This window comes from Ignavibacteriota bacterium, from assembly GCA_013285405.1.
Taxonomy (GTDB): Bacteria; Bacteroidota; Ignavibacteria; order Ignavibacteriales; family Ignavibacteriaceae; genus IGN2.
In genome coordinates this window covers 2095415-2121372 of the sequence record CP053446.1, presented here as the reverse complement: position 1 = coordinate 2121372, position 25958 = coordinate 2095415, and the positions used below count along the sequence as shown (strand labels likewise).

Here is a 25958-nt window from a genome sequence, read left to right as displayed (position 1 = left end):
TTTGGAGAAAAATTATGGCTCAGAAAAAAGATTTTCTTAAAGAAGTAATTGAACATATTGATATTAAAAAGCACAATGTTGTTCCGCTTGTTAATGCGATGGAGAATATGGCTTTTACTGCTCGCGATCTGAATCGAGCCGCACAAATCTATGACATGATGATTAAAGATAAAAACTGCGGAATCATTCTAACACTTGCAGGAAGTTTGTTTAGTGCAGGTTTGAAAAAAGTTGTTTATGATATGATAATGAATAATATGGTTGATGCGATTGTTTCAACTGGCGCAATTATAGTTGACCAGGATTTCTTTGAAGCACTCGGTTTCAAACATTACAAAGGAACAAAATGGGTTGATGATAATCAGATGAGAGATCTGCACATTGATAGAATTTACGATACTTTCATTGACGAAGACGAACTGAGAATTTGTGATGATACCTGTGGAAAAATATTTGATGGTATGGAACCAAAACCCTATTCATCAAGAGAATTCTTATGGGAGTTTGGTAAATATCTGGAAAATAACGGCGGACCAAAAGTAGATGACTCAGTAATCTGGGCAGCTTACAAAAAAAATGTACCAATTTTTGTTCCTGCATTTTCTGATTGCTCAGCAGGATTCGGATTTGTCGTTCACCAAACACAAAACCCTGATAACCATGTTTCTGTTGACTCAGCAAAAGATTTTGTTGAGCTAACAAAAATAAAATTAGCCAGTAAAGAAACAGGAATATTTATGATCGGCGGAGGTGTTCCTAAAAACTTTACACAGGATATTGTTGTAGCAGCAGATATTCTTCAGGAAGATGCAACGATGCACAAGTACGCTGTTCAAATAACAGTCGCTGATGAACGTGATGGTGCACTTTCCGGTTCAACACTTAAAGAAGCAAGCTCGTGGGGAAAGGTTGAAACAACTTACGAGCAGATGGTTTACTCCGAAGCTACAGTAGCAATGCCGTTGGTTGTTGGTTATGCCTATCACAAAGGAAACTGGAAGGATAGAAAAGCAAAAGAGTTTCAGAAGTTATTTGCGAAAGCTGGTATAACAGTCTAATCTGTACTTTGCAGACGCGTCGTAGTGAGAGCTACAAGGATTTATAATTATGATGTGAATCAGAAATCTGTTTTCAAGTGCATCCGCCAATCTGATAAATTACAGGTAAAGAGTTGATATTTTCTGCATTACTATCTTGCTTCTAAAAATGTCATCCCTGATAATGCGCATAATATGTCTTCCAATTGAACTCACATTTCGAACCATTATTAAAAAACTTTAATCTTTTATTAACTGTAAGTTCATCTTGTGGTTTTATTATTCGGTTAACAATTAATCATATTTTAATCGGAGAGACTAATGGCACTAACAGTTATCAATACCTCAGATTCATCAGTAAGAGTTTATAACCAATCAAAATACTATTGCATCAGGGGAACCCGATTAGCAGATATAGGTCGTCTGAACGACGCACTGACGAATTTTAATAAAGCAATAGAAACAAATCCACAAAATCATATAGCATATTTTAACAGAGCAACAATCAAAATAGATATCGGGGATTTCATTGGTGCGAGAGAAGATTTCGAAAGATTTGATTCTATTGTAAAGCGTTGAGGTTGTGAACTATAAAATTATCGTGAAAGCAGTTAATCCATTTGGGGATGATTCAACTTCTATCTCACCACCATGCATTTCAACAATCGATTTTACTACTGATAAACCCAAACCGGTTCCTCCTGTTTTCCTGTTATGTGATGATTCGAGTCTGAAAAATCTTTCAAATATTTTACTGTAATATTCCGGTGGAATATATTCACCGTAGTTGGAAACCGAAATAAATATTTTGTTTAATTTTGTTTTACCCGACCTTATTATCACTTCTCCATTTCCATTGCTAAATTTTATAGCATTCTCAATCAGGTTGTACATAACTTGGTTCATCAATGCAACATCAATGTCAATTTCGGTATGGCTGCTTTCTGCGATATCATATTTTACATCAATATTTTTTTCTTCCGTTAATTTACTTGTTGAAGCTATCGCATTAATAATGAAACTGTTCAGGTTTGTCTTTTCCTTAGTGATCCTGATTAATGCATGATCTGTTTTTGATATGAAGAAAAGCTTATCAACAATATTTATCAATCGTAAAGTTTCATCAAGATTGCTCTGAAGGATTTCTTTATAGTCTTCAGGTGTTAATTTTGATCTTTGTGCAAGTTCTATTTCACCCCGTAGAATTGTTAATGGTGTTTTAAGCTCGTGAGCTGCTGAAACTGAAAATTGGTTCATATAATCAATTGATTTCTTAATTCTCGTGATCATTTCATTCATCGTTTTGGCAAGACGCCCATATTCATCATCAAATTCTTCACCAGCAATTTTATCATTCAGATTTTGAGTGGTGATATACTTTGTTCTGTTTATTATTGAATCAATTCTTGAAAGTGATTTAAAAGAAATAGTTGCGCCTCCTACTATCGAGATTACGAGAAATATTGGTGCTATTGTTATGAATAAATCAGTTAAACTATCCAGCGCATTGCTGATTAGTACAACTGGGAAAGCAGTAATTATCTGGTAATTGTTTTTGTTGAGAACCGACGCACGGATTGTGTGAGGTGATAGTTTTATATCATTAAAAGTTTTTATTGAGTGTTCACTGGATGAGCTATCGGTTAATATTTTATTGAACTCGAGGAGATTTTCGGTCTGAAATATAATTTTATCTTTATACTTTACCTGAATAAAAGTATTATTTGGGTTTAATGCAATGGCTTCAAATGCGAGATCATAAACAAGTTCATCAGGTGATGAATAAATTGAATCAGGAATGAAATCGTAAAGTTCAACATTTTTTTCACTAACAAAATGATAAATGAGTGTGCATTGCTTTGTCAACGAAACATCAAGTTGATTGTAGAGACTATTACGCAGGTAAAAATAAATTGTTAATCCCAGAACTATTTCCAGTCCTAAAAATATAGCTGAATACCATATTGTAGATTTAAATCTTGTTGACTTGATGAACAGTTTTATTCGTCTGAACATGTCTTTTACTTGTTTTCCTTTATCATATAACCAACTCCTCTGACTGTAATAAGCAGAGAAATATCAAAATCCTTATCAATTTTATTCCGAAGCTTATTTATATATACATCAATAACGTTTGTATCAGGATCAAACTGATATTCATAAACGTGTTCAGTTAGTTTCATTCTTGAAACGACATGATTTTTATTTCTCAACAGATATTCAAGAATTGCATACTCTTTTGGTGTTAAAATAATTTCTTTTCCACCTCTTAAAACCTTGTGACTTTGTGTATTTAGTATCAGATCTTCTGCTGTTATCTCGATTGATTTATTTTTATCTTTTCTTCTCAGTAAAGCTCTGACTCTTGCAAGTAATTCTTCAAAGGCAAAGGGTTTTGGTAAATAATCATCCGCACCGGAGTCAAGTCCTGAAACTTTGTCTTCAGTAGTTCCCTTTGCTGTTAACATTAAGATTGGTATCTCAACTTTTTGTTTACGCAATTCACGCAGAACTGTAATCCCATCGATCAAAGGAAGCATAATATCAAGAATTACCAGATCATATTCTTCAGTAAGAGATAATTCCAAACCATATTTTCCATCATTGGCTACATCAACCGAATGGTATTCCTGTTCCAATCCCTTCTTAAGAAAGTTCGCGACCTTTATTTCGTCTTCAACCACTAAAATTTTCATAGTTAAAATTATTAAAAAAAAAGGAGAGTCATTAACTCTCCTTTTTTACCAAGAATTTCAATTCATGAATGGAACTCTTCAGCCTATTTAATTCCTCCTTTCGTAGGCGATTTCTCTTGAATTTGTTTTTGGTCGCTTGTATTCATCTGCTTTTTATGATATTCTTTATTCACCGATTCGTTATTTTTATTAGTTTTTGTCATCGTAGCATGGTTCTTCTCTTTATCCATAGTTACTTTGTTATCTTTATTTTGCATTTTCTGATTTTGATTAACCTTAGTATTATTCTGAATCTGTTTAGTATCCATCTGATTGTTGACTTTAGATTCGTTCTTTTTCATTTGATCCTGAGTTGCCCCGGTATGTTCTTGAGTCTCTTTGGTTATTTCCTGTTTATTATTTTTAACATCCTTCTTTACGGGTTGATTCTGAGAAAACGAGACTGAACTGACAAAGAAAAATAGTACTACGAGTGAAAGTGTGAGTGAGAGAATTTGATTTTTCATTTTATACTCCTTTTTTTTATTTACTAAATGAATGAATTGTTTTTTATCAAAATCCACATTAGAAACTTACGACACTATTATTAACAGGTAATTAATTCAAGATTAAAAAATCTTAATGCAATATCATTCCATATTCGCATTTTAATCTGAATTCATATTTATTTAATAGATTCATTTTAAAAAACGAAACCCCGAGCCGCATTAAGTTAAATGAGTCGGGGTTCATTGTGTAGTGTGGGGAAGAAATGATCATATATTCACTAAAAGTATAATTAGAGCGAGAGTAACTTCCAGTGGACAATTATTTTAATTTTACTGTATCTCCGATTTAAAACTCTCCGTTGCCATAGCTTTGCAAATAATCTCTAACGTTTTATCTGAGGTTGTTTTTGCGGTATTAAAAATAATCTCATCCCCTTGTTCAGAATGTAAACCATCCAATGCTAAAGCTGACAATACCCTGCTTTGAATATCAGCTTTCTCATCACTAACTATCTGACCCAACGGATCTACAAGCGAGGTAAATTGCGCAGATGGAAATATTTGTTCAAGTTCTCTTGTAGTTTGTGCTGCTGTTGCTTTCATATTAGGTATGTCAGAACTCAAAGCTTTTATTAACATCTTTTCGGTTTGTTCCAGATGTTCTTTAAGAAAATGAGTTTTATGTTGTTTAGCAAATCTGGACGATTCAGTCTGTGCTATTATACTTTCATTTGTAATTAATGCTATTAGGGTTGATGTAAATATTAACGAGATTATCAGCTTTTTCATTAATGCTCCTTATAATAATTAATTGATAAATCACTTTATGAAAAAAATCACCTGCAAAAATTTAATGGACAAGCATTAATTACTTATTAATGTTAGATTAAAAATTGTTAATTGTTCATGAGAATTGAGTTAGTCTGACGCTTTGCGTAATTAATAGTCTTTTGATCAGTAGATGATGATTTTAATTGCACTATATTGATACGGCATATAGATTGTATTTGTATTATATTTGTGCCCGATTTGAAAGAATAATTACAATGACTGGAAAAGAAATCCTCAAAAAATATAAAGACCCAAACAACTTTTTTAACAGGGATTTGAGCTGGGTTGAGTTTAATCGAAGAGTGATGGAAGAAGCATTTAACCCTGAACTCCCTCTTCTGGAAAAAGTGAAATTCATATCAATATTTTTTTCAAACCTCGACGAGTTTTATATGATTCGTGTATCTGGTTTGAAAGAGCAAATTGCTGCAAATATTCTGGAGCCAACTATCGATGGATTAACACCATCAGTACAAATACAAAAAATTGAAAAAGCTTTGCGCCCGATGTTAAAGCAGCTTGATGATTACTGGAATAATGAAATTGTTCCGGAATTACGTGAACATAAAATTTTTGTTCAGAAAATTGGCGAGTTTTCGCAAGAAGAACGAAACAAGCTGCGCGAATATTTTAAAAGAGAAATTTATCCGATACTTACTCCGCTTGCGTTCGATCCTGGAAGACCTTTTCCATACATTTCCAATCTGAGTTTGAATCTCGCTGTGCTAATAAAAAATCCGAAAGGTGATACTCACTTTGCCAGGGTGAAAATTCCAAGTACTTATCCGAGATTAGTACCTGTGGATGATATACTGAATCCTTCAAGAAGACCTGATAACAACGGAGGCTTTGAAGCTAAGTTTATCTGGTTTGGTGATCTTATAAGGTCGAACCTTGATTTGCTCTTCCAGGGTGTTGAAGTTGTTGAAGCACATAAATTCCGCGTAACTCGTGATACTGATATCGAACTTCAGGAAGACGAAGCTGATGATCTGCTGCGTGTAATCGAGGAGAACATCCGGCAGCGAAGGTTCGGTCAGGTTGTCAGGCTTGAAGTGGAAAACACAATGCCTGAATACATGCTTGAAACACTGATGGAAAACCTGCGGATTAAACGTGATGACATCCATATTGCAGATGGACCTATCGGGCTGAGTGATGTGATAAGTTTATACAAACTTCCGCTTCATCAACTTAAGGAAAAACCATTCTACCCGGTGATTCCAAAAGTATTTGAAACAGACGAGGATATATTTACTGTTATTAAACAAAAGGATATTTTACTTCATCATCCATATCATTCATTCACACCTGTAATTGAATTTGTAAGAAAGGCAGCAAGAGATCCTGAAGTTCTTGCAATCAAGCAAACTTTATACAGAGTTGGTACTGATTCACCTATTGTTAAAGCACTGATAGAAGCTGTTGAAAGAGGAAAACAGGTTGCTGTACTCGTAGAGCTCAAAGCAAGATTTGATGAGGAGAATAATATTTTCTGGGCACGCGAACTTGAAAAAGCCGGCGCACACGTCGTATATGGTCTTGTTGGCTTGAAAACTCATGCGAAGATGACTTTGGTTGTAAGAAAAGAATTTGACGGAGTGAAAAGATACGTTCATCTTGCTACAGGAAATTACAATGCTCTCACAGCAAAAATTTATACTGATTTCGGACTGTTTACCTGCGATGAAGATATTTGCTCTGATGTTTCCGATATGTTTAATTATTTGACAGGATACTCAAAGCAAACAGAATACAGAAAACTTTTTGTTTCTCCTGTTAATATGAGAGAAAAAGTACTTGAAAAAGTTTTCAGAGAAATTGAAAATGTGAAAGCTGGTAAAGAAGGAAAAATTATCTGGAAGATGAATTCCCTAGTCGATCCACAAATTATCAGTGCTTTGTACGAAGCTTCCAATGAGGGAGTGAAGATCGATCTGATTATTCGCGGTATTTGCTGTTTGATTCCGGGGGTAGCTGGTTTAAGTGAAAATATAAAAGTTCGAAGCATCGTCGGAAGATTTCTTGAACACAGCAGAATATTTTATTTCTTTAATGATGGGAATGAAGAGATGTATATGGGCAGCGCCGATATGATGCAGAGAAATCTTGATGGAAGAGTTGAAACTTTGTTCCCGATTGAAAATGAAAAGATTAGAAACGAGGTAATGAAAACTGTTATTAAAGCTTCATTAAAGGACAATCAAAAAGCCCGCACACTTTTAACTGATATGACATATATAATGACTGCCCCAACAAATGGTTCAAAACCAATCAACAGTCAGGAATGGCTAATGAAACAGGTAGAAAAAAATCACGGACTTGCAATAAAACCCTGAATAGATATTTATTTAGGAACTTCCTCTCTCGTTCTAATTGCTTATCTTTTGAATAATTCTTTTAATAATTCATAAATAAAATCAGATAAAGCAATGACTGAAATTACTAAAAGCAGTATTCTTACAGCTATCAAGAAGATTGATGATAAAAATTTTAATAAGAACTCATTAACTCTCAACTCAATAAAAAAAATTGATCGACAGGGAAACTCACTTACAGTTGATATATCAATTCCTGTTCTGAATAAAGAGACTAATTTTGATTACAATAAAATCGCTGATATAATAAAGCTGGAATTTCCCGAACTCGACGATATTCATCTGAATGTTCAGCAGAGAGTATCAACAATATCAACGCATAAAGATCCTAAGAAAGAAGCAGTACTTCCGGGAGTTAAAAATACAATAGCCGTGGCAAGTGGAAAAGGTGGAGTAGGTAAATCAACTGTTGCTGTTAATCTTGCAGTTGCTCTTGCGAAAGATGGTGCAAAAGTTGGATTGATTGATGCTGATATTTACGGACCAAGTATTCCACTGATGCTTGGTGTAAATGAAAAACCGGATGTAATTCAGGATGATGGTAAAGCCAGGCTGATTCCGATTGATGCGTTTGGATTAAAAATGATTTCGATCGGTTTATTAGTTGATGATAATGCACCGCTGATTTGGCGCGGACCAATGGCAAGTGGAGCAATTAAACAATTTATGACTGATGTTGCCTGGGGAGAACTTGATTATCTTGTTTTTGATATGCCTCCTGGAACCGGTGATATTCAACTAACACTTGTGCAAACAATTCCGTTGACCGGTGCCGTAATAGTAACAACACCGCAGGAAGTATCACTCATTGATGCAAGAAAAGCTTTGAAAATGTTCGAGCGTGTAAATGTTCCTGTACTTGGCTTGATCGAAAATATGAGTTACTTTATCGCACCTGATACAAAGAAACGATATGATATTTTCGGATCCGGCGGTGGTGAGCGAGTTTCAAAAGAATTGAATGTCCCGTTCATTGGCGGTATCCCTATCAATCCACAAATAAGAGAAGGTGGTGACAAAGGAATTCCTATCGTCTTCGATATTCCTGATTCCAATGATGCTGAAATAATTCTGGATATTTCAAGAAACCTGACAGAACAGGTAAACATCCGGAATTCTAAAGCCTCCGGAAAAGTTGAAATACTTCTGGGAGATGATGATTAAAGTAACTGTCATCACAAGTGCGGCATTTGCCGGACGAAGTGATCTCAACTTGAATCACATATCGATTGCTTCATTCCAAATTTTTTGAACTTCGCAATGACAATGAATACTTCATTCCAAATTTTTCTTTAGATTTACACATGTGAATTAGTTATGACGATGAAAGACGAAATCTTAAAAGCTCTCGAAACAATCAGACCTTTTCTGCAAGCTGACAATGGTGATGTTGAACTTGTTGAAATCACCGAAGAGAAAATTGTTAAAGTAAGACTGCTTGGTGATTGTGCCGATTGTCCTATGTCAATATTAACTTTGCGTGCGGGTATTGAAAGAGCCTTAATGAATAAGGTACCATCAATAAAAAGAATTGAATCAGTAATATGAATTTTACACTATGACCGATTCGAGCTACAATCATTTTATAAAAATGATTAAATGGACTGCAGGTGCCATCATTCTTCTCTATCTTTTTTATTTATTAAGTGAAATTTTTATTATCCTTGCATTATCCATACTGCTTGCTTTCATCTTTGCACCATTCGTTTCTCTGCTTGAAGCAAAAGGGCTGAATCGTTTGACCTCTACACTTGTTGTTTTTGGAATATTTGGATTCATCATTTATTTAAGTCTTTCTATAATAATTCCGAAGTTCGTTTATCAGATGGATCATTTGATCAGTTCACTTGAGGGTTTTTCTTTTGCAGAAGAAATGAAAACTCTGGAAACAACTTTACTTCACTACATTCCCTTTCTTAAATCTGGAGATATTACTCAAAGAATGGAATTGTTTATAACTAATCAGATTACAAATATCTTTGATACGATTTCTGAAGTTTTATCAAGTGTATTTTCGATAATCGCAGGACTTGTGATAGTTCCATTCATCACTTTTTTTATTTTAAAAGATTACAGAAGGATTATGCAGGGTCTGCTTCAAACAATACCAAATAAATATTTCGAAATGTCCTATTACATATTGAAGAAAGTTTCGTTACGACTTGGTTTGTTTGCTCGAGCCTGGATTTTTGACGCAACTTTCGTTGGAGTAATGATTGGTTTTGGTTTTTATTTTATAGGTATTCCGAATGCTTTACCACTCGGAGTAATAGCAGGGATCGGGCATCTGATTCCATATTTCGGTCCGATCATTGGTGGCGTTCCTGCACTCATTGTATCAATCGTGCAATATGGAGACCTCTCACAGTTCCCATTAATTCTGCTGGTAATCTTTTCTACATATATTCTCGATAATGGATTTGTGCAGCCTTATATTTTTGGAAAGAGTGTTGATATGCACCCGATTGCAATTATACTTTTAATAATCAGCGGCGGTACTTTATTTGGTTTAATTGGTATGCTGCTGGCTGTTCCGGTTGCAACTGTAATAAAAACTTTCCTGAAAGAAATTTACTTTGCAAAGAAGAATTATAAGATTGCAAAAGTTTAATATTATTAATTTTTTCTTTCTGCCAGTATGTTTGAGTTTTCTGTCTGCAACTGATTAAGTAAATGATGTGCAATTCTTTCAGCATTTGCCAGAATTGTTAAGCTCGAATTAACAGCAAGTGAAGATGGAACAGCAGCGCCATCAGTCACATAAATTCCCGGATAATCAAACACTTCACCAAAAGCATCAACCACGCCATTTTGTTTATTATCAGCCATTCTGCAGGATCCAATCATATGTGTTGTTGAAAAACTAATATCATTTTTTACCTGACCTTCAGAATCCACTTCCTGATGCTCAATAATTTTACAACCATTCTTTCTGAAAATTGATTCAAGCAGTTTTGTTGTATTCTTATAATATTTTTCCAGTTCGGGTGTTATTTTTAATTTTGGCTTGACCTGACCATTATTATCCAAAACTAATTCGGCACTTGGTGGAGTTAATCCTAATGCATAAAGAACAATCATTCTTTTCCTATAAAGTTTCATCAACTCAACATTGGCTTCTCCCCAATAAACCGGATTCTTTTTTTCTCCTTCCAGATTTAATCTTGCTGCTGCAACCACATGCAATGGCAATGGCTTTGCTGATGAAATAGTTATTCCTTTCGAATCAAAAAACTGATAGCTTATCATTCCCGGATGTGATCTTCCGCTAAACATATCACCTTCTATCATATTTTCAGGAATTAATCCTACGGATTTAACACTTCCGTTGAAAGCAATATTCTTTCCGACGTGTGAACTTAAAAAATGCAAATTCTTTTTTGAATTCATTAATAATTTTGCTGTCCCGACTGTACCACCGCCCAGAATTAATAGTTTAGTGTTGATATAGAATACTTCACTCTTTGTAACGTCTTTGCATTTAACTTCATATCGATAAGGTATAGCTCTGATAGATCTTAGATTCTTTGTTGATTTTAAATTTGATTCAATCACTCTGATTTCCAATGCATCGGTATCAGTTAAAATCTTTGTTCCAGACTTTTGTGCCTGCGGAAGGTAATTTAAATGGAGTGATTGCTTAGCACCGAATACACAACCGGAGACGCAAAATCCACTGCCAACACATCCTTTACCGCATATCTTGCTCTGTCACAGGAGTAACCAAGATTTTTCATTAATAGTGAAAATACAATTCCTGATTTCGGAACTTCTTCAACGGGAATCTGTTCAACATTGAGCATCTTTTCGGCAACATCATAATAAGCATCCATACATTCTCTGTTAATTCCTTTCGGCCAGAGATAATTGCCTGTTTTATCTTTCTGAAAGAAAATTTTTGATGGTGCTCTTAATGAAACCATTTCATAAAATCCTGAACCACCGCCAAGTGCTTCTGCATAAGTGAAGGACATAGATTTGTCTGATATTCCGGTTAAATATTTCAGAAAATATTTTGGATCCTGTGTCATCCTGAAATCTTTTTCGGGCACAATGTTTTTACCTTTTTCAATCATCAATACTTTAAAGCCTGCTTCACTTAATCTTAAAGCCGGAGCTGCTGCACCGAACCCGCTTCCGATTACAAGTACGTCTGTTTGTAAATTTTCCATAATGTTTCCTTTTATAGTTATGAATAATTTCCTGTTGAAGTCATTTCTGCTGCAAGGTAGCTGGATGAATTTGAATAAAATATTTCCGCATCAACAAATCCATACGAACCATTGTAATCAATCAAACTGCAGCCTTTTTCATCGTTGTAAATACCACAATAGACTGAAACCTGTGAAATGAAAATGGCAGCCGTATAAATTCTTTCTGTTGTTGAATCGTCATTTAGTCCAGCTTGAATTACCTCAGTTCTTTGTTCAAGTGATAAATCATAAAATTTTTCTGTGCCGAACAGCTTTTCACTTTTACTGCACAAATCCGAAACAAAGAATCCACAATACTTGTGAAACGGATAGTATTCATCACAGAATATTTTATAATTATCTGCATCCTCCGGATCAGCACCCGGAATAACTGCAGTTATAAATGCTGCAAGAATTTTATTTTTCAATACCGTATCATCATCGTATTTATCTTCATGGGTATTCAGAAGGATTTTAACCGGTGTACAACTGGTCATCAGGACACCGAAAGTGAAAGAAATTTTTTTCAGAAAGTCGAGTCTTGAAATATTAGCAAGAACGGTTTGCTCATTCTTGCTGATATTATAATTTGTTTGATTATTCATTTTAGTTTATTCCAGTCCAATTATTATTAAATTGTTTCTGGTGCTAAAATGTTAAATCAAATGCGGCTTGATGTCAGTGGTTTGTAAGAAGAATGTAAAAGTTCAATAACAGTATTATAAAAAATAAAAAAGCCCTGAAGCAATCAGGGCTATGATTAATTTAACCACTTTTCACTTCAGCAGTATCATCTTCTTAACATTCACAAAATCATTAACATTCAGCCGGTAGATGTAAACACCACTTGCAAGTGAAGAAGCATTAAAATCAACCTCGTACTTTCCGGTTTCCATATAACCATCAACAAGATTTGCTACTTCGTTTCCAAGTATATCATATACTTTGATCGAAACATTTCCTGATTCTGGTAATTGATACTTTATCGTAGTTGTTGGATTAAATGGATTGGGATAATTCTGTTCCAAAGCATACTCAGTAACTACTTCTGAACCTGAATATGAAATAACATTTTGGTTTTGCTTTGGCAGAACATTTTCCTCAGCAGATATGTTTGCCATAGCATATTCGCCGCCGATATTTTCTTCAACTACAAACCGAACTCTTACTTTTTTATTGCCTATACCGTTAGTGTTAATTGAAAATGATTCACCATAGCAGGGAATGATATTTTGATCTGTAAATGTAACAACCGTGTATTCACCAATAACCTGGTTTGTGTTTGCGTTTATAAGTTGAAGCTTGAATTTAACGAACTCATTCTCTGATAAACTTTGAACTGCTTTTAGCGAATCTGTTACACCATATTCAATTTGTAATGCTTCAGACGGAAATGGAATTTCCTAAATTTGTATTAATGTAAACAGAAAGGAAAATTTCAATGTCCGAAACAAAAAGAGAAAGAAAATTTTATTCACCTGAGCAGAAAGTTCTTATTCTTAGAGAACTTCTTGAAAACAATATTCCCATCAGCCAGCTTGCAGAAAAATACTATGTTCACCCCAATGATATATATAACTGGAAGAAAAAGCTTTTTGAAGGAGCAAAAGATATTTTTCAAACAAAAGCAGTAAATAATAAACAAACTACTATTGAACAAAAAAAGATAGAAAAACTTGAATCTAAACTGAGAGACCGGGATGAAGCAATTGCTATTCTGCTTAAAGAAAACATAGATATAAAAAAAAAGTATAGATGGGGAAATATGACCGGGCAATGGGTTGAACCGGATATACGAGATAATGTAATTGATTTTATAAATCTCATCAGAGCTAAGGCTGATATTTCTCTTAAAGGAATGATTCGCCTTATAGGAATAAATTACAGTAAATATTATTCCTGGATTGATAGAAAAGGAATCTCTAATAACCATAACGGTAAAACTCCCAGAGGGCATTCGTGCCTGGATTGGGAGAAAGAAACTATTATCAGTTATGCTAAAGATCATCCGGGTGAAGGTTACAGACGGCTTACTTATATGATGATTGATGATAATGCTGCTGCTGTATCTCCGGCTACTACTTACAGAGTTCTTAAAGCAGCAGGGCTGCTTAACAGATGGAATAAAGTTAAACGATCTTCTAAAGGAGATGGCTTTAATCAGCCAGCAGCAGTTCATCAGCATTGGCATACAGATATTAAGTACGTTAATTATCACGGAACGTTTCTGTTTCTTATTTCTGTTATTGATGGTTACTCCCGATATATTGTTCATCACGAGCTTAGGCAGAATATGCAGCAATTTGATGTTCAGATAACCTTGCAGAGAGCTTTAGAAAAATATCCCGGTTATAAACCAAGAATTATTTCTGATAACGGTCCTCAGTTTATTTCCAAAGATTTTGCTGAATATCTGAAGCAAGCTGGATTACAGCACATCAGAACCTCTATTGCATATCCTCAGAGCAACGGAAAGATTGAACGTTACCACAGAACTATTCATCAGGACTGCTTAATGAAATCTTCTTTAATAAATCTTGATGATGCACGTAAACAGATTTCCTCTTATATTGATTACTACAATACTGAACGACTTCACAGTTCGTTGTTTTATTTAACTCCCGAAGATTTTCTGTTTAGCAGAGTTGAAGAAAAATTAGAGCTAAGAGAAATGAAACTTAATGAAGCCAAACTGAAAAGAATTGAGGTAAGAAATGTCAGTTGATTTTCTACCTTACTTAACTAACCAGAAATTCCATTTTCCGCTGAACCAATACAAATTGAGAAATTAAACTGCGATGAATTCGTAACATTAAACTGTTCAGTACTAAGGTAATAATTCAAAGTATCAAGATTTGTGAAATCAGGATTTATTCCGGTTTGGATGAATTCAATGGTGTTACCATTAAGAGATACATCTCCTAAAGTAAAGTAGAACTCAGCACTATCACCAGCTACAATTCCTTTTCTTCCAGAAGCAATTGGTATTTCAGTTACTTTTTGAAGACTTCCAAGATTAGCTGACATAGAAAAACTATAAGGCAGTGTAGTATTCTGGAATGACATTGCATACATATTGTTGAGACTTGAACCGTTGCTCAGATGAGTTTGTTTACCTGTTGTTCCCAGATTTTTTTCTGAACCCCAATACCAAACCTGTCTGAACTTATTTCTCGTACCACTCTGGTCGCCATAAGCAATGATTGCTTTCCCATCATCTGTAGTTCTCATACTGTGGCTGCTTACATTTGTGCCGAAAATATAAAACTGATAGTTGAAGTAAGTAACAACTTGCTTTTGACCTATTCCATCCACGTAATTTTCACCGAACCAGCTAATACGGTAATCATTATTAGGCATAACACTTATTGATGGTTGCTCGTTTTTAGAAAAACCTGCCTGACCATAGGCTAAAAGTTGTGATTGCTGGATATCACTTGCACCATTTATCGGAACTAAATTTGCAAATTCAATAAATGTCTGATCTCTGTCCCAAGCTAACCAAAAACTATTTAATTGAAGTTTAGAAGTTCCGATTGTTGGATTATTTCTGAACGCTTCAAATGGATTTGAAATGGTGCGAGGATCGAAATACCAATAAAAGTCGTGGTAGGGTGGATTTGAAATAGTAACTTTTTGACCAAGACTATAAAAAATTTCACCCGAAGCATTCCAGGCAACCATTAATCTTGTGTATGTCTAGGCAATTACTGGTTTTGAATCCGGAGTTACTTGATCCCAAATAGAATTATCTGCCACTATTGATTCACATTTAAATATACCATTTTCATAATATTGTGCGGCTATCACAGATTCATCTCTATTATATACAATAATTATATCATTAGTGCCTGGATAAAAATCTATTGATGGATGAGTTGCAATTCCACTATAGATTGGTTTGCCACCATTCATTATTTCCCAGGTCTGTCCGCTGTTCGTACTTCTTTCATACCAAACTTTGTTCATACTCTCATAAACAATATGCAAGTGACCACTGTTTGTTTTGATAAATCTTCTCTGCCCGGGATTTTGATATGCTGATGTTGAATTGGAATAATGCGGGTATTTGTACAGTACATCGTACACCTTATTATCATTTGGGGTAATATTCCTTGATGTTCCAAGTGATAAATTATCTTCCCAGCCGGCAAAAAGATAATTCTTCCCGTTGATTAAACGAGATGACTGGGTTGAAATATTACCTGAGTTTTGCTCTACTATCCACGCAGTGTTCTGTTGAGTTTGGTTTCCATCGAACTCTGTTTTGTGTGTTTGGTCTATCTTGAAGTTTTTTCGGAGATTAGCCATATAAATTTTTCCATTATCGTCTGCTGCAACAGGAAATGAATAAGTTTGATTGTAACTTTTAAATTCACCGTTCCTTCTCCAATCACTAGGGAAGGTTAATCCTGTATACCAAATTCTTTGATGACCTTGGTTATCATTTTGGGGAGAATTTGCTGATAACGTTAAATTTTGACCAACAGTTTTTTGAAAAGTATATCCTGGTGGTGTAAGAGGAATAGTTCGATTAACTCCATCAATTACCATCGTACCTCGGTTTGCACCATCAGAAGCAGTAAAATTATTATCGGCAGTAATATTTACTATAGAGGGTGGGACTGTATAATCTACTATAAGGCGTAATTCTAAACTCGCATAAGAATTATTTGATCCTTCTACTAATGACAGCGAGCCTAAATACATAGTGCCTGTTGTAAGAGATGCTATTATTGCATCTTTAAGGGCTGTTGACACAACAGGAGTTGTTGCATTATAAACGTAGCTTGCTACAATTGTATTTGTGTTATTTATATTTGTCCATAATTGTCCGTAGCTATATTGACCAGTAGTTTTTGTGACTTTTAAACTGCACGTAGAACATTGGTAGCCACTAATAAAAAATTGTAATTGTGCCTGGGTTATGGTTGCATTTGAAGGAATTGAGCCAAGGTAAAAGGAATGTTCTGAACGCCATATATCATTCTGTGAACCGGAGTTTATTCCATTATTACCATCATGGCGTCCTATGCTATGAAGTGTATTATAAGTGTAATCATAATTACCACTTGAATTAATGTATCTTACAACGGTACTAATACCACTTTGATAGATAGTAACCTGTTCGGCATATATGTTCCCGAAAATCAGAATTGTTACCATAAAAAGCAAAATAGTTTTCATTTTAATATTCCTTTCATATTAATAAAAGTTTTTGTTGATAATGATCATTAAAATTTTCTTTAAGTTTTATTGATGTTTTCCTCCTTTCTTATCCATAATATTTTGTATATTTAAAAACAGAATAGCCCCATTTCATTCTATTAATGAAAATAATAAGGTAACCAGCCTTGGAAGGGTTATTCATTTATGGGGCTGGTGCTGAAACCACCAGCTCCTTGTTAATTATTAAATTGTTTTTGTTTGGTTATTTTCCCTCCTCATTTTAATATGCCATGATAAACTAAACTTAAACCGGTTGGTGGCTCATAAACTAAAAAGAAAACTTGATTTTCAAACAGGGCAGCACCAAAAATTTGCGTCCAGGGTGTTGCTTGACCAAACGTAAAATGAAATAAATATTCAATATCATTTCCATTATAGTGCGCCAGTCCATCGGTCATTAAAAGGAAAATGTCTTTTGAACTTCTTCCCCAGATTCGTTGGTAGAATTCAGAATTATTTACATTTAGAATTGTTTGAAATTGGTTGTTTACTCGCCTAGCTATTTGCCCACCTAAAACAAAATATACTTCGTCATTAATAAGGTTAATATCCGACTGAAAATCTTTGGTTTCTGTACTACTATATACCACATAATATTTCTCATTTGCATATGCGTAGATAATTGTGCTATCAATGTGTGCTGTACCTCCTATTTTTGTAAGTCTAAAATAAATTTTACTATCAGCTTCGTTTCTATATAGATGTACAACATCACCTGTAAGTGAGTCAGTATTTTGCATAATCCATTTATTATTTATATAATGGGCAATAACACTTACATTAGCATAAAGATTTTCGTCCGGTCCGTTACCGACAGCAAAGAAATCATTTGGTGTCTTTCCCCATATATTTTCAAACATAATAAAATCAGTTCCTTCCTTTTTTAATTCAGCAAATAATATCCAACTACTTCCGTCAAACCTCCAGATTTTTCCATTTTCATCACCTATAAAAATATTGTTACTAGAAAAACCGTAAATAGCATTGGGTTGAATTATTCCCGGTACACCATAAGAAGTCCACTGGCTTCCGTCAAAATGAGAAATTGAAACTTCCCAATTGCTGGAGGTTGTAGCCCAAACATCAGATGGAGAACTCCCCCACATTCTGTATCGCGGGCTGTTTAAACCAGCTAATGTATCCACAGTCCACACATAATCTCTTCTGCCGGGTTTTATATTATCGCCGTTAACCGGGTTTTCATCGCAGGTGTTTAAGGATATTAGCGTTAGTGAAATAAATGCAAGAAATATTATTTTCATTGTATTTCCTTTTAATAAATACGATAGCCAAAATAAAAAATATAACCGAAAGAGTTTATTTATAAAAAATGGTATGTATAAGTATATGGTATCCCTGGGAGAGGAGCTTTTCAGTCTTCCTTTTCTATGTTCTCCAGAAAACAGACTAAATATTTTACAAAAACCTTTCAATCTTCACCTTCTTGTCTCATCAGTTAAATGAGAATAACTGATTGTTTACTAACCCAATTTCTCCGAGAAATTGGGTTAGTTTTCTAAGCAACTCACAGCGTAAAATTAAAAACCTGTAATTGATATTGCAACTATTGTGCTAAGCAGAGTGAATGAGATTTTCAAAAATATTCTCAAGAAAAATCTTAAAAATTTTTCCCGGCGACAGATTTGTTACCGCATTCAAGTTGTTCCATTGATAATATTTTTCTGTCGTTGGAGAGGTTACTAAATCCTGTAATCCTCTGAAAGTTTCTGTATTGTTTTTATTAAATTGAAAATATATTCCATAGTTTGACGGAATTTGATAATCAAGAAATTCATCAGTAACAAACCTTTTTTCATAGTGTGAAATATTTGTTCCCGATAACCTAGTCCCATTTTCTCTTTTTTGGTCAATGGTTACGATATCCCCCAGGTTTACTGAATTCCAAAAGTCGGTGTTTGTAAAGCTAGTGCCCCCATTCCATCCAAACCCCGCACATTGCCCCTGACAATGCACCCCTATAACTATGCCTGTTGATTCATCAATAATAGGACTACCCGAATTACCAGGATTAGTGTCAGTTTTGTATTTAAAAAAGTTTGATTCAGGCCCATAACCTTCATAGGTACCGGTAGCAGTTTGTTGAACACCATTCATTATGCCATCATCCGCACCATATCATGTAATTCTAATAATACTTCCTGGTGTATAAGTTTTTTTAGCAATTTTATAAGATTGCTGTGCTTGGATAGGTGTTAAACCAGTTATTGAATTTGGAAATACTGAAAAAACCGCCCAGTCTTTACCATAACCACTTGCATTAAGTCCTTCATATTGATATGAAATGCTGTTCATATCAATCATATATTTATCTTCCGGATCAGAATACTGTAAATCACCATTCGGTAAAGATGGCTTAACATTGAATTCAATCCAATCTCCATCCACAATGTCTTCACTTATTACATGCCCTGCTGTGACAATTTTTCCATTTGGAATTATAAATCCAGTTGCGCAACCATTTGTAAAACCTGTAAGAATTATTCTTCCGATGGATGGATCGATTGACGAAACTCTGTCATCGGGTTCACATATGCTTTCCGGTTCTTCCTGTGCAAAAACACATAAATTTAGGATAACAAAAGTGATGAAAAATAAAATATTCGATTTCATAAGTTCTCCCTTTTAATTGTTAATACTTAATTTATCTGGTTCCCATTTTTATTACTGCTTTGGGGCTGTCATACCCCACAGCCACTACAATATCTTTGTTAAAATCGATATTATTAAATGCACCATTTGATATTGCCGTTTCATTAATAAAACTCTTCCACGTATTTCCATTATAGTGAATTGTTTCACCAAAAGCTCCGCAAGTAAACAAATCATTTGTTTCTTGTCCTCTTATGGCATACTGTAATGCTTCAGACGGAAATGGAATTTCCTAAATTTGTATTAATGTAAACAGAAAGGAAAATTTCAATGTCCGAAACAAAAAGAGAAAGAAAATTTTATTCACCTGAGCAGAAAGTTCTTATTCTTAGAGAACTTCTTGAAAACAATATTCCCATCAGCCAGCTTGCAGAAAAATACTATGTTCACCCCAATGATATATATAACTGGAAGAAAAAGCTTTTTGAAGGAGCAAAAGATATTTTTCAAACAAAAGCAGTAAATAATAAACAAACTACTATTGAACAAAAAAAGATAGAAAAACTTGAATCTAAACTGAGAGACCGGGATGAAGCAATTGCTATTCTGCTTAAAGAAAACATAGATATAAAAAAAAGTATAGATGGGGAAATATGACCGGGCAATGGGTTGAACCGGATATACGAGATAATGTAATTGATTTTATAAATCTCATCAGAGCTAAGGCTGATATTTCTCTTAAAGGAATGATTCGCCTTATAGGAATAAATTACAGTAAATATTATTCCTGGATTGATAGAAAAGGAATCTCTAATAACCATAACGGTAAAACTCCCAGAGGGCATTGGGTGCCTTGATTGGGAGAAAGAAACTATTATCAGTTATGCTAAAGATCATCCGGGTGAAGGTTACAGACGGCTTACTTATATGATGATTGATGATAATGCTGCTGCTGTATCTCCGGCTACTACTTACAGAGTTCTTAAAGCAGCAGGGCTGCTTAACAGATGGAATAAAGTTAAACGATCTTCTAAAGGAGATGGCTTTAATCAGCCAGCAGCAGTTCATCAGCATTGGCATACAGATATTAAGTACGTTAATTATCACGGAACGTTTCTGTTTCTTATTTCTGTTATTGATGGTTACTCCCGATATATTGTTCATCACGAGCTTAGGCAGAATATGCAGCAATTTGATGTTCAGATAACCTTGCAGAGAGCTTTAGAAAAATATCCCGGTTATAAACCAAGAATTATTTCTGATAACGGTCCTCAGTTTATTTCCAAAGATTTTGCTGAATATCTGAAGCAAGCTGGATTACAGCACATCAGAACCTCTATTGCATATCCTCAGAGCAACGGAAAGATTGAACGTTACCACAGAACTATTCATCAGGACTGCTTAATGAAATCTTCTTTAATAAATCTTGATGATGCACGTAAACAGATTTCCTCTTATATTGATTACTACAATACTGAACGACTTCACAGTTCGTTGTTTTATTTAACTCCCGAAGATTTTCTGTTTAGCAGAGTTGAAGAAAAATTAGAGCTAAGAGAAATGAAACTTAATGAAGCCAAACTGAAAAGAATTGAGGTAAGAAATGTCAGTTGATTTTCTACCTTACTTAACTAACCAGAAATTCCATTTTCCGCTGAACCAATACAATACAGATAATAATTAATATCACCGGGATGTAGCAGCCCCCATTGTGAAGTTGAGTTGACATTGTTTTTTGAATAGAGACCTGCCCCAGCAACGAAATATTTTTTCCCGCTCTTAAACCAAACTCCGTGGATACTGTATGGGATTGAATCAGTTAGTATGTTTTGAACTGTGTTTCCATTAATTCTAAATATCTTTTTATCATAATTAACAAACTGTTTTGCAGCAACTGCAATAATATCATAAGTTCCATTGATAGTATTGTAATCTCCCCATATATCATAAATATCTAAATCTGTTCCGCTTTCTATGCTAGTCCAATTGTCGTTTTGATAATGGGCTATAAATCCGTTTCCACTTACTACGTAGAAATCATCCTTAGTCTTCCCCCACATTCTATAGGCCGATCCGTTTAATTGCGTGATTAAAGAACAATCATTATTAAATTCTGTTCCATTAAAATGAGAAATACTGCCATCAATATGAGCAAATAATATATCGTTCGACGAAAAATCAAAAATTGCTTGAATGGGAGGATAGACTACACCACCACAAGCATTTGTCATTATCCTGATTAACTTCCACTCATTTCCATCCCAATAAGTAGCGTTATATGCAATTGGATCTGGCTGCCCAAGAGAATCATTCAAATAAATTTCTCCGACCGCCCAGATATTGTTTTCATCAATGATTGCAACATCGTAAATCACACTGCTGCTGTGCTCGCCAAATGTCCAGTTTTGCCAAGTAAAATTGTGGCTTGTAGTATCAACACTATTACCATTGGGTGGTGGTTCTACTGAATTACAACCGATTGTAAAGAAAAGTAATAAAAGAAATGGAAGAATTGTTTTATCAAGCATAGCAGTTACCTGTTTTGTTAAAATCTTATAGCAAAATAAAAAATAATACGCCAACTGTTGAGAGATTAAAAAGAGGATGAAAAAATAAAGACTGATTTCAGGCAAGTAAGTTTTCATTCTTCCCTCCGGGATTTTGATAAGCCGTCGTAGTATTAGAATGGTGAGGGTATTTGTAAAGTACATCGTACACCTCATTATCAGTTGGTGTAATATTCCTTGAAGTTCCGAGCGATAAATTATCTTCCCAGCCTGCAAAAAGATAATTCTTCCCGTTGATTAAACGAAATGACTGGGTTGAAATATTACCTGAGTTTTGCTCTACTATCCAGGCAGTGTTTTGTTGAGTCTGGTTTCCATCAAACTCTGTTTTATGGGTTTGGTCTATCTTGTAGTTTTGACGGAGACCTGCCTCATAAACTGCATCATTATCATTCTGTGCAACCGTAAAACTTGGATTAATTATGTTAGAAAAGAATGCACCACTCCTCAGCCAATTGCTATGATTAAGAGGAGCATTATTATTCCAAACTCTTTCATAACCACCATAAGGTTGATTCTGAGCTTCAAGGTTTACTGTTTGTCCAGTCTGTGCTGAGAAGGTAAAAGGACTATTGCGTTGAACTGGTGGTTCATTTACTCCTGTTTTAATAGTACCATAAATAAAATTGTTTTGAGCTGTTAAATCAATCTGCGGGGTAGGAATCGTATAATTGATTTTAATTTTTAAGGCACTCCAAACATTGTGACCTGAATACTTATAGTCAATGTAATGAACATTGCGATTATTTCCCCAGGTTTCTTCATCTGTTCCCCGAATAGAAATATGAAGCCTTTGAGTAGAAAGACCGTTTTGAATATAAGTGAGAAATGTTTGATCTAAAGTAGGTGAACCTTCAAATTGAGTACTTAAAGCATGTACTTCATTTCTTAATACATCAGATGATGTTATAGCATTCCATTGTTCGCTTGGTTGAGCATTAAATTTATCGTTAGGAAATTTCTTTATCTGCCACTGTATGTCAACAATTGGGTGCTGAGCATTTGAATGCGTAGTACCGCCAAAATATAAAATCGCAGAAGTTATATTCGCGTTCTGCGGAATATTGAGAACCCAGGTATAGATTAACCTGAAAGTGTTCATAGTCAAAATTGCTCCATTTTTTCCAGCCCAGGCATTATTGTCAAATAGCTGAGAATCCCTGTTATATTTATAACTACCGTCATAATATCTCTCAATTTCCTGAATTACGGTCGGATATTCTTCATACGTATATGTCTGCGGAAAAATTGATGAGCAAAGCAAGAAAACGACAAAGAATAATTTAAGAGTGTTCATATGTCTGCCCTTTCTTAAAAAAATGTTATATTTAAAAAGAATAATCCCGATTACTCTTTGAGTAATAACTTAAGGGTGCCAGCCTTAGAGGATTATTCAATTTATGAGAGGCAATGCTGCAACATTGTCTCTTGTTAATTAAAGGTTTTTTCTAGCTGCATCAACTCCTCTTTTGTTAATTTAATTTCCCATGAAACATGAGATTGTTTCCGTAAGAATCTCTCCCTATAAAAAAAATTTCATTCTCAAACACTATACCTGCCCTAACAAAAACATTATTTGGTGTCTGATACAGATAAACCGTGCTATCGCCATTATAGTGAGCTATGCCATCTCTCATTCCAAGAAAAATATCCTTTTCATTTCTTCCCCAACCCACGTGAAGAAATTTTGGGTCATCTGAAAGTCTTCCAATTTTTAAAAAATCATTTCCATTAAATTTGAAAAAGTCATAGCCTATTATAAAGTATATATGAGAACCTAGTACAAAAATATTCCCAAACTCATCATCGTTTTGAGAACCAGATTTTATTTCATTTAGTGTTGTTCCATTAATTTCATAAAGCTGGTAGTCGTTTTCATTTAGATTTTGTTGGGTAAGTCCTCGCAAATATAGTTTGTCTTTAACTTTATCTTTTCCTATTTCAGTAAATAAAGTTCTGATTTTAGGAATTGTCATATCTTGCCATTTAGAGTTGTTATAATGCAAAATCAATCCCCAATAGTCTTCATTACTCACAAAATATTGCCCAATTGCATATATATCGTTTTCCGAAATTGCGAAGATTTCTTGTAAGACAACTAACGTGTCTGTATTAGCAAAATACACATATTGCTCAAGCCATTCATTTCCACAGTATTTCCAAATTTTTCCTTCTAATCCACAACTCCAAACAAAATTTATTGAATTGCTAGAAACCGATAGAGGCGAAATTGGACGTGGTATTAAATCAGTATTCCAGCTTTGTCCATTATAATGATAAAAGGTTTTGTCAAGATCTCCTCCGGGTCCACAAGCCCACACATTTGTTGGTGATGTGCCTGTTATATCTGTAAAAGAGTTAAAAGGCATAAAGAGTGTATCCACTGTCCAAACATAATCTCTTCTGCCGGGTTTTATATTATCGCCGTTAACCGGGTTTTCATCGCAGGTGTTTAAGGATATTAGCGTTAGTGAAATAAATGCAAGAAATATTATTTTCATTGTATTTCCTTTTAATAAATACGATAGCCAAAATAAAAAATATAACCGAAAGAGTTTATTTATAAAAAATGGTATGTATAAGTATATGGTATCCTTGGGAGAGGAGCTTTTCAGTCTTCCTTTTCTATGTTCTCCAGAAAACAGACTAAATATTTTACAAAAACCTTTCAATCTTCACCTTCTTGTCTCATCAGTTAAAAGAGAATAACTGATTGTTTACTAACCCAATTTCTCCGAGAAATTGGGTTAGTTTTCTAAGCAACTCACAGCGTAAAATTAAAAACCTGTAATTGATATTGCAACTATTGTGCTAAGCAGAGTGAATGAGATTTTCAAAAATATTTTGAAGAAAAAAGTTTAAAATCTTTTTCCGGCAACAGATTTGTTACTTCATTGCAAAGACGATGTCGGAAAAATAATTTAAAGGAAGAACGATCTTAACTTTCTCAAACTTCCTTACTCAGTTTCGAAATCACATCAATAGATTTTATTCCGTCTGCTTCAGCACTGAAGTTAGTGATAATCCTGTGACGCAGAACAGGAAGCATTGCAACTTTAACATCATCAATATTCGGAGTGAATCTTCCCTGAATTACTGCACGTGTTTTGGAAGCAAGTATCATATACTGAGAAGCTCTCGGTCCAGCACCCCAGGTAATCCAGTCTTTAATAAATTGAGGAGAGTTTCCATTTGTTGGGCGGGTCATATTTGCAACTTTAACTGCATACTCGACTACATTATCAGCAACGGGAACTTTTCTAACGAGTTCCTGGAATTCGAGTATTTCATTTGCATTTAAAACTTTTTCAAGCTTTGCTTTGTATTCGCTTGTAGTTGTTTCAACAATTCTTATTTCCTCTTTGAAAGAAGGATATTCAAGCCAAAGATTGAACATAAATCTATCAAGCTGAGCTTCAGGTAAAGGATAAGTTCCTTCCTGCTCAATTGGATTTTGTGTTGCTAAAACAAAAAACGGTTGTGGTAACTGATATTTTACACCGGCAGCCGTTACGTTATATTCCTGCATTGCTTCAAGAAGCGCCGCTTGTGTTTTAGGAGGAGTTCTGTTTATTTCATCCGCAAGAATGATGTTCGCAAAGATGGGTCCTGAAATAAATTTAAAATTTCTTTTTTTCGATACTGCATCTTCCTCAATTATTTCAGTACCGGTAATATCACTTGGCATCAAATCAGGTGTGAATTGTATTCTGCTAAATTTTAAATCAAGAACTTCGGCAACAGTTTTTATCAGAAGTGTTTTAGCAAGACCGGGAACTCCAACGAGGAGGCAATGCCCTTTTGAAAATAATGAGATTAAAAGTTGATCAACAATTTCATCCTGACCAACAATTACTTTTGCAATTTCTAATTTAACTCTCTTGATTTTTTCAGCAAGTTTCTCAACAAGCTCAACGTCTTTTATTCCG

The 25958-nt window shown here is 34.5% G+C and carries 26 protein-coding genes and 1 pseudogene; 9 read left to right on the top strand and 18 right to left on the bottom strand.

Annotated features, from left to right (window positions below; all coding sequences use genetic code 11):
* Window positions 1-14 precede the first annotated feature (14 nt).
* Window positions 15-1058 carry a deoxyhypusine synthase gene (locus HND39_09165; protein ID QKJ96439.1) on the top strand — a complete coding sequence of 348 codons (1044 nt, stop codon included), beginning with the start codon at window positions 15-17 and terminating at the stop codon, window positions 1056-1058.
* A 300-nt stretch (window positions 1059-1358) separates the two neighbouring features.
* Window positions 1359-1616 (top strand): tetratricopeptide repeat protein, encoded by a 258-nt coding sequence (locus HND39_09160; GenBank protein ID QKJ96438.1) that lies wholly within the window; start codon window positions 1359-1361, stop codon window positions 1614-1616.
* Window positions 1617-1625: 9 nt separating this feature from the next.
* Here HND39_09160 and HND39_09155 read toward each other — a convergent pair whose 3' ends face one another.
* The 4 genes from HND39_09155 to HND39_09140 form a co-directional block, all read right to left on the bottom strand.
* Entirely contained in the window at window positions 1626-3053 is a 1428-nt protein-coding gene (locus HND39_09155; protein ID QKJ96437.1) for a GHKL domain-containing protein, read from the bottom strand.
* Between the two features lie 5 nt (window positions 3054-3058).
* A complete protein-coding gene (locus tag HND39_09150) occupies window positions 3059-3733 on the bottom strand; it encodes a response regulator transcription factor (protein QKJ96436.1) in 675 nt (224 codons plus the stop codon).
* An 83-nt stretch (window positions 3734-3816) separates the two neighbouring features.
* Window positions 3817-4239, bottom strand: a complete 423-nt coding sequence (locus HND39_09145) for a hypothetical protein (protein ID QKJ96435.1) — start codon at window positions 4237-4239, stop codon at window positions 3817-3819.
* A 312-nt stretch (window positions 4240-4551) separates the two neighbouring features.
* Window positions 4552-5010, bottom strand: coding sequence for a hypothetical protein (locus tag HND39_09140; protein ID QKJ96434.1), 459 nt, complete (start codon window positions 5008-5010; stop codon window positions 4552-4554).
* 257 nt (window positions 5011-5267) lie between these two features.
* Here HND39_09140 and ppk1 point away from each other — a divergent pair, with 257 nt between their 5' ends.
* The 4 genes from ppk1 (at window position 5268) to HND39_09120 (ending at window position 10041) form a co-directional block, all read left to right on the top strand.
* Complete coding sequence (ppk1, locus tag HND39_09135; GenBank protein QKJ96433.1) at window positions 5268-7391, top strand: polyphosphate kinase 1; 2124 nt, start codon at window positions 5268-5270, stop codon at window positions 7389-7391.
* Between the two features lie 93 nt (window positions 7392-7484).
* A complete protein-coding gene (gene apbC / locus HND39_09130) occupies window positions 7485-8594 on the top strand; it encodes an iron-sulfur cluster carrier protein ApbC (GenBank protein QKJ96432.1) in 1110 nt (369 codons plus the stop codon).
* Between the two features lie 159 nt (window positions 8595-8753).
* Window positions 8754-8978, top strand: coding sequence for a NifU family protein (locus tag HND39_09125; protein QKJ96431.1), 225 nt, complete (start codon window positions 8754-8756; stop codon window positions 8976-8978).
* 43 nt (window positions 8979-9021) lie between these two features.
* On the top strand, window positions 9022-10041 hold the full coding sequence (locus HND39_09120; GenBank protein ID QKJ96430.1) for an AI-2E family transporter: 1020 nt from the start codon (window positions 9022-9024) through the stop codon (window positions 10039-10041).
* 5 nt (window positions 10042-10046) lie between these two features.
* Here the strand turns inward: HND39_09120 and HND39_09115 are convergent, their stop codons facing one another.
* The 4 genes from HND39_09115 to HND39_09100 all read right to left on the bottom strand — a co-directional run bounded on the left by HND39_09115 (window position 10047) and on the right by HND39_09100 (window position 12744).
* Window positions 10047-10985 (bottom strand): hypothetical protein, encoded by a 939-nt coding sequence (locus HND39_09115; protein QKJ96429.1) that lies wholly within the window; start codon window positions 10983-10985, stop codon window positions 10047-10049.
* 68 nt (window positions 10986-11053) lie between these two features.
* Complete coding sequence (locus HND39_09110) at window positions 11054-11602, bottom strand: GMC family oxidoreductase (protein QKJ96428.1); 549 nt, start codon at window positions 11600-11602, stop codon at window positions 11054-11056.
* Between the two features lie 17 nt (window positions 11603-11619).
* Window positions 11620-12228 (bottom strand): hypothetical protein, encoded by a 609-nt coding sequence (locus HND39_09105; protein ID QKJ96427.1) that lies wholly within the window; start codon window positions 12226-12228, stop codon window positions 11620-11622.
* Between the two features lie 171 nt (window positions 12229-12399).
* The gene (locus tag HND39_09100) at window positions 12400-12744 is read right to left on the bottom strand and encodes a T9SS type A sorting domain-containing protein (protein ID QKJ96426.1); all 345 of its coding nucleotides are present in this window, start codon (window positions 12742-12744) and stop codon (window positions 12400-12402) included.
* 320 nt (window positions 12745-13064) lie between these two features.
* On the opposite strand from HND39_09100, the gene HND39_09095 reads away from it, so the two are divergent.
* Window positions 13065-14348, top strand: coding sequence for an IS3 family transposase (locus HND39_09095; protein ID QKJ96425.1), 1284 nt, complete (start codon window positions 13065-13067; stop codon window positions 14346-14348).
* Between the two features lie 17 nt (window positions 14349-14365).
* Here the strand turns inward: HND39_09095 and HND39_09090 are convergent, their stop codons facing one another.
* From HND39_09090 to HND39_09065, 6 genes are all read right to left on the bottom strand, one after another.
* Window positions 14366-15307, bottom strand: a complete 942-nt coding sequence (locus tag HND39_09090) for a hypothetical protein (GenBank protein QKJ96424.1) — start codon at window positions 15305-15307, stop codon at window positions 14366-14368.
* A 15-nt stretch (window positions 15308-15322) separates the two neighbouring features.
* Entirely contained in the window at window positions 15323-16810 is a 1488-nt protein-coding gene (locus tag HND39_09085) for a hypothetical protein (protein QKJ96423.1), read from the bottom strand.
* Between the two features lie 257 nt (window positions 16811-17067).
* Complete coding sequence (locus tag HND39_09080) at window positions 17068-18114, bottom strand: hypothetical protein (protein ID QKJ96422.1); 1047 nt, start codon at window positions 18112-18114, stop codon at window positions 17068-17070.
* Between the two features lie 310 nt (window positions 18115-18424).
* A complete protein-coding gene (locus tag HND39_09075) occupies window positions 18425-18967 on the bottom strand; it encodes a hypothetical protein (GenBank protein QKJ96421.1) in 543 nt (180 codons plus the stop codon).
* 21 nt (window positions 18968-18988) lie between these two features.
* A complete protein-coding gene (locus HND39_09070; GenBank protein QKJ96420.1) occupies window positions 18989-19483 on the bottom strand; it encodes a hypothetical protein in 495 nt (164 codons plus the stop codon).
* A gap of 31 nt (window positions 19484-19514) precedes the next feature.
* Window positions 19515-19694, bottom strand: coding sequence for a hypothetical protein (locus HND39_09065; GenBank protein QKJ96419.1), 180 nt, complete (start codon window positions 19692-19694; stop codon window positions 19515-19517).
* A 98-nt stretch (window positions 19695-19792) separates the two neighbouring features.
* Here HND39_09065 and HND39_09060 point away from each other — a divergent pair, with 98 nt between their 5' ends.
* Both HND39_09060 and HND39_09055 read left to right on the top strand, forming a co-directional pair.
* Window positions 19793-20119, top strand: coding sequence for a transposase (locus tag HND39_09060; protein ID QKJ96418.1), 327 nt, complete (start codon window positions 19793-19795; stop codon window positions 20117-20119).
* 89 nt (window positions 20120-20208) lie between these two features.
* Window positions 20209-21076 (top strand): annotated as a pseudogene (locus HND39_09055) (IS3 family transposase).
* 17 nt (window positions 21077-21093) lie between these two features.
* On the opposite strand, the gene HND39_09050 reads toward HND39_09055, so the two are convergent.
* From HND39_09050 to HND39_09035, 4 genes are all read right to left on the bottom strand, one after another.
* Complete coding sequence (locus HND39_09050) at window positions 21094-21990, bottom strand: hypothetical protein (GenBank protein QKJ96417.1); 897 nt, start codon at window positions 21988-21990, stop codon at window positions 21094-21096.
* 97 nt (window positions 21991-22087) lie between these two features.
* The gene (locus HND39_09045) at window positions 22088-23326 is read right to left on the bottom strand and encodes a hypothetical protein (protein QKJ96416.1); all 1239 of its coding nucleotides are present in this window, start codon (window positions 23324-23326) and stop codon (window positions 22088-22090) included.
* Between the two features lie 175 nt (window positions 23327-23501).
* Window positions 23502-24530, bottom strand: coding sequence for a hypothetical protein (locus HND39_09040; GenBank protein ID QKJ96415.1), 1029 nt, complete (start codon window positions 24528-24530; stop codon window positions 23502-23504).
* A gap of 446 nt (window positions 24531-24976) precedes the next feature.
* Entirely contained in the window at window positions 24977-25954 is a 978-nt protein-coding gene (locus tag HND39_09035) for a MoxR family ATPase (protein QKJ97948.1), read from the bottom strand.
* Window positions 25955-25958 lie beyond the last annotated feature (4 nt).

Coding starts and splice junctions, on each gene's coding strand:
- HND39_09165 (QKJ96439.1), top strand. CDS start 15: ATGGCTCAGAAAAAAGATTTTCTTAAAGAAGTAATTGAACATATTGAT.
- HND39_09160 (QKJ96438.1), top strand. CDS start 1,359: ATGGCACTAACAGTTATCAATACCTCAGATTCATCAGTAAGAGTTTAT.
- HND39_09155 (QKJ96437.1), bottom strand. CDS start 3,053: ATGTTCAGACGAATAAAACTGTTCATCAAGTCAACAAGATTTAAATCT.
- HND39_09150 (QKJ96436.1), bottom strand. CDS start 3,733: ATGAAAATTTTAGTGGTTGAAGACGAAATAAAGGTCGCGAACTTTCTT.
- HND39_09145 (QKJ96435.1), bottom strand. CDS start 4,239: ATGAAAAATCAAATTCTCTCACTCACACTTTCACTCGTAGTACTATTT.
- HND39_09140 (QKJ96434.1), bottom strand. CDS start 5,010: ATGAAAAAGCTGATAATCTCGTTAATATTTACATCAACCCTAATAGCA.
- ppk1 (QKJ96433.1), top strand. CDS start 5,268: ATGACTGGAAAAGAAATCCTCAAAAAATATAAAGACCCAAACAACTTT.
- apbC (QKJ96432.1), top strand. CDS start 7,485: ATGACTGAAATTACTAAAAGCAGTATTCTTACAGCTATCAAGAAGATT.
- HND39_09125 (QKJ96431.1), top strand. CDS start 8,754: ATGAAAGACGAAATCTTAAAAGCTCTCGAAACAATCAGACCTTTTCTG.
- HND39_09120 (QKJ96430.1), top strand. CDS start 9,022: ATGATTAAATGGACTGCAGGTGCCATCATTCTTCTCTATCTTTTTTAT.
- HND39_09110 (QKJ96428.1), bottom strand. CDS start 11,602: ATGGAAAATTTACAAACAGACGTACTTGTAATCGGAAGCGGGTTCGGT.
- HND39_09105 (QKJ96427.1), bottom strand. CDS start 12,228: ATGAATAATCAAACAAATTATAATATCAGCAAGAATGAGCAAACCGTT.
- HND39_09100 (QKJ96426.1), bottom strand. CDS start 12,744: ATGGCAAACATATCTGCTGAGGAAAATGTTCTGCCAAAGCAAAACCAA.
- HND39_09095 (QKJ96425.1), top strand. CDS start 13,065: ATGTCCGAAACAAAAAGAGAAAGAAAATTTTATTCACCTGAGCAGAAA.
- HND39_09090 (QKJ96424.1), bottom strand. CDS start 15,307: ATGGTTGCCTGGAATGCTTCGGGTGAAATTTTTTATAGTCTTGGTCAA.
- HND39_09085 (QKJ96423.1), bottom strand. CDS start 16,810: ATGAAAACTATTTTGCTTTTTATGGTAACAATTCTGATTTTCGGGAAC.
- HND39_09080 (QKJ96422.1), bottom strand. CDS start 18,114: ATGAAAATAATATTTCTTGCATTTATTTCACTAACGCTAATATCCTTA.
- HND39_09075 (QKJ96421.1), bottom strand. CDS start 18,967: ATGAATGGTGTTCAACAAACTGCTACCGGTACCTATGAAGGTTATGGG.
- HND39_09070 (QKJ96420.1), bottom strand. CDS start 19,483: ATGAAATCGAATATTTTATTTTTCATCACTTTTGTTATCCTAAATTTA.
- HND39_09060 (QKJ96418.1), top strand. CDS start 19,793: ATGTCCGAAACAAAAAGAGAAAGAAAATTTTATTCACCTGAGCAGAAA.
- HND39_09050 (QKJ96417.1), bottom strand. CDS start 21,990: ATGCTTGATAAAACAATTCTTCCATTTCTTTTATTACTTTTCTTTACA.
- HND39_09045 (QKJ96416.1), bottom strand. CDS start 23,326: ATGAACACTCTTAAATTATTCTTTGTCGTTTTCTTGCTTTGCTCATCA.
- HND39_09040 (QKJ96415.1), bottom strand. CDS start 24,530: ATGAAAATAATATTTCTTGCATTTATTTCACTAACGCTAATATCCTTA.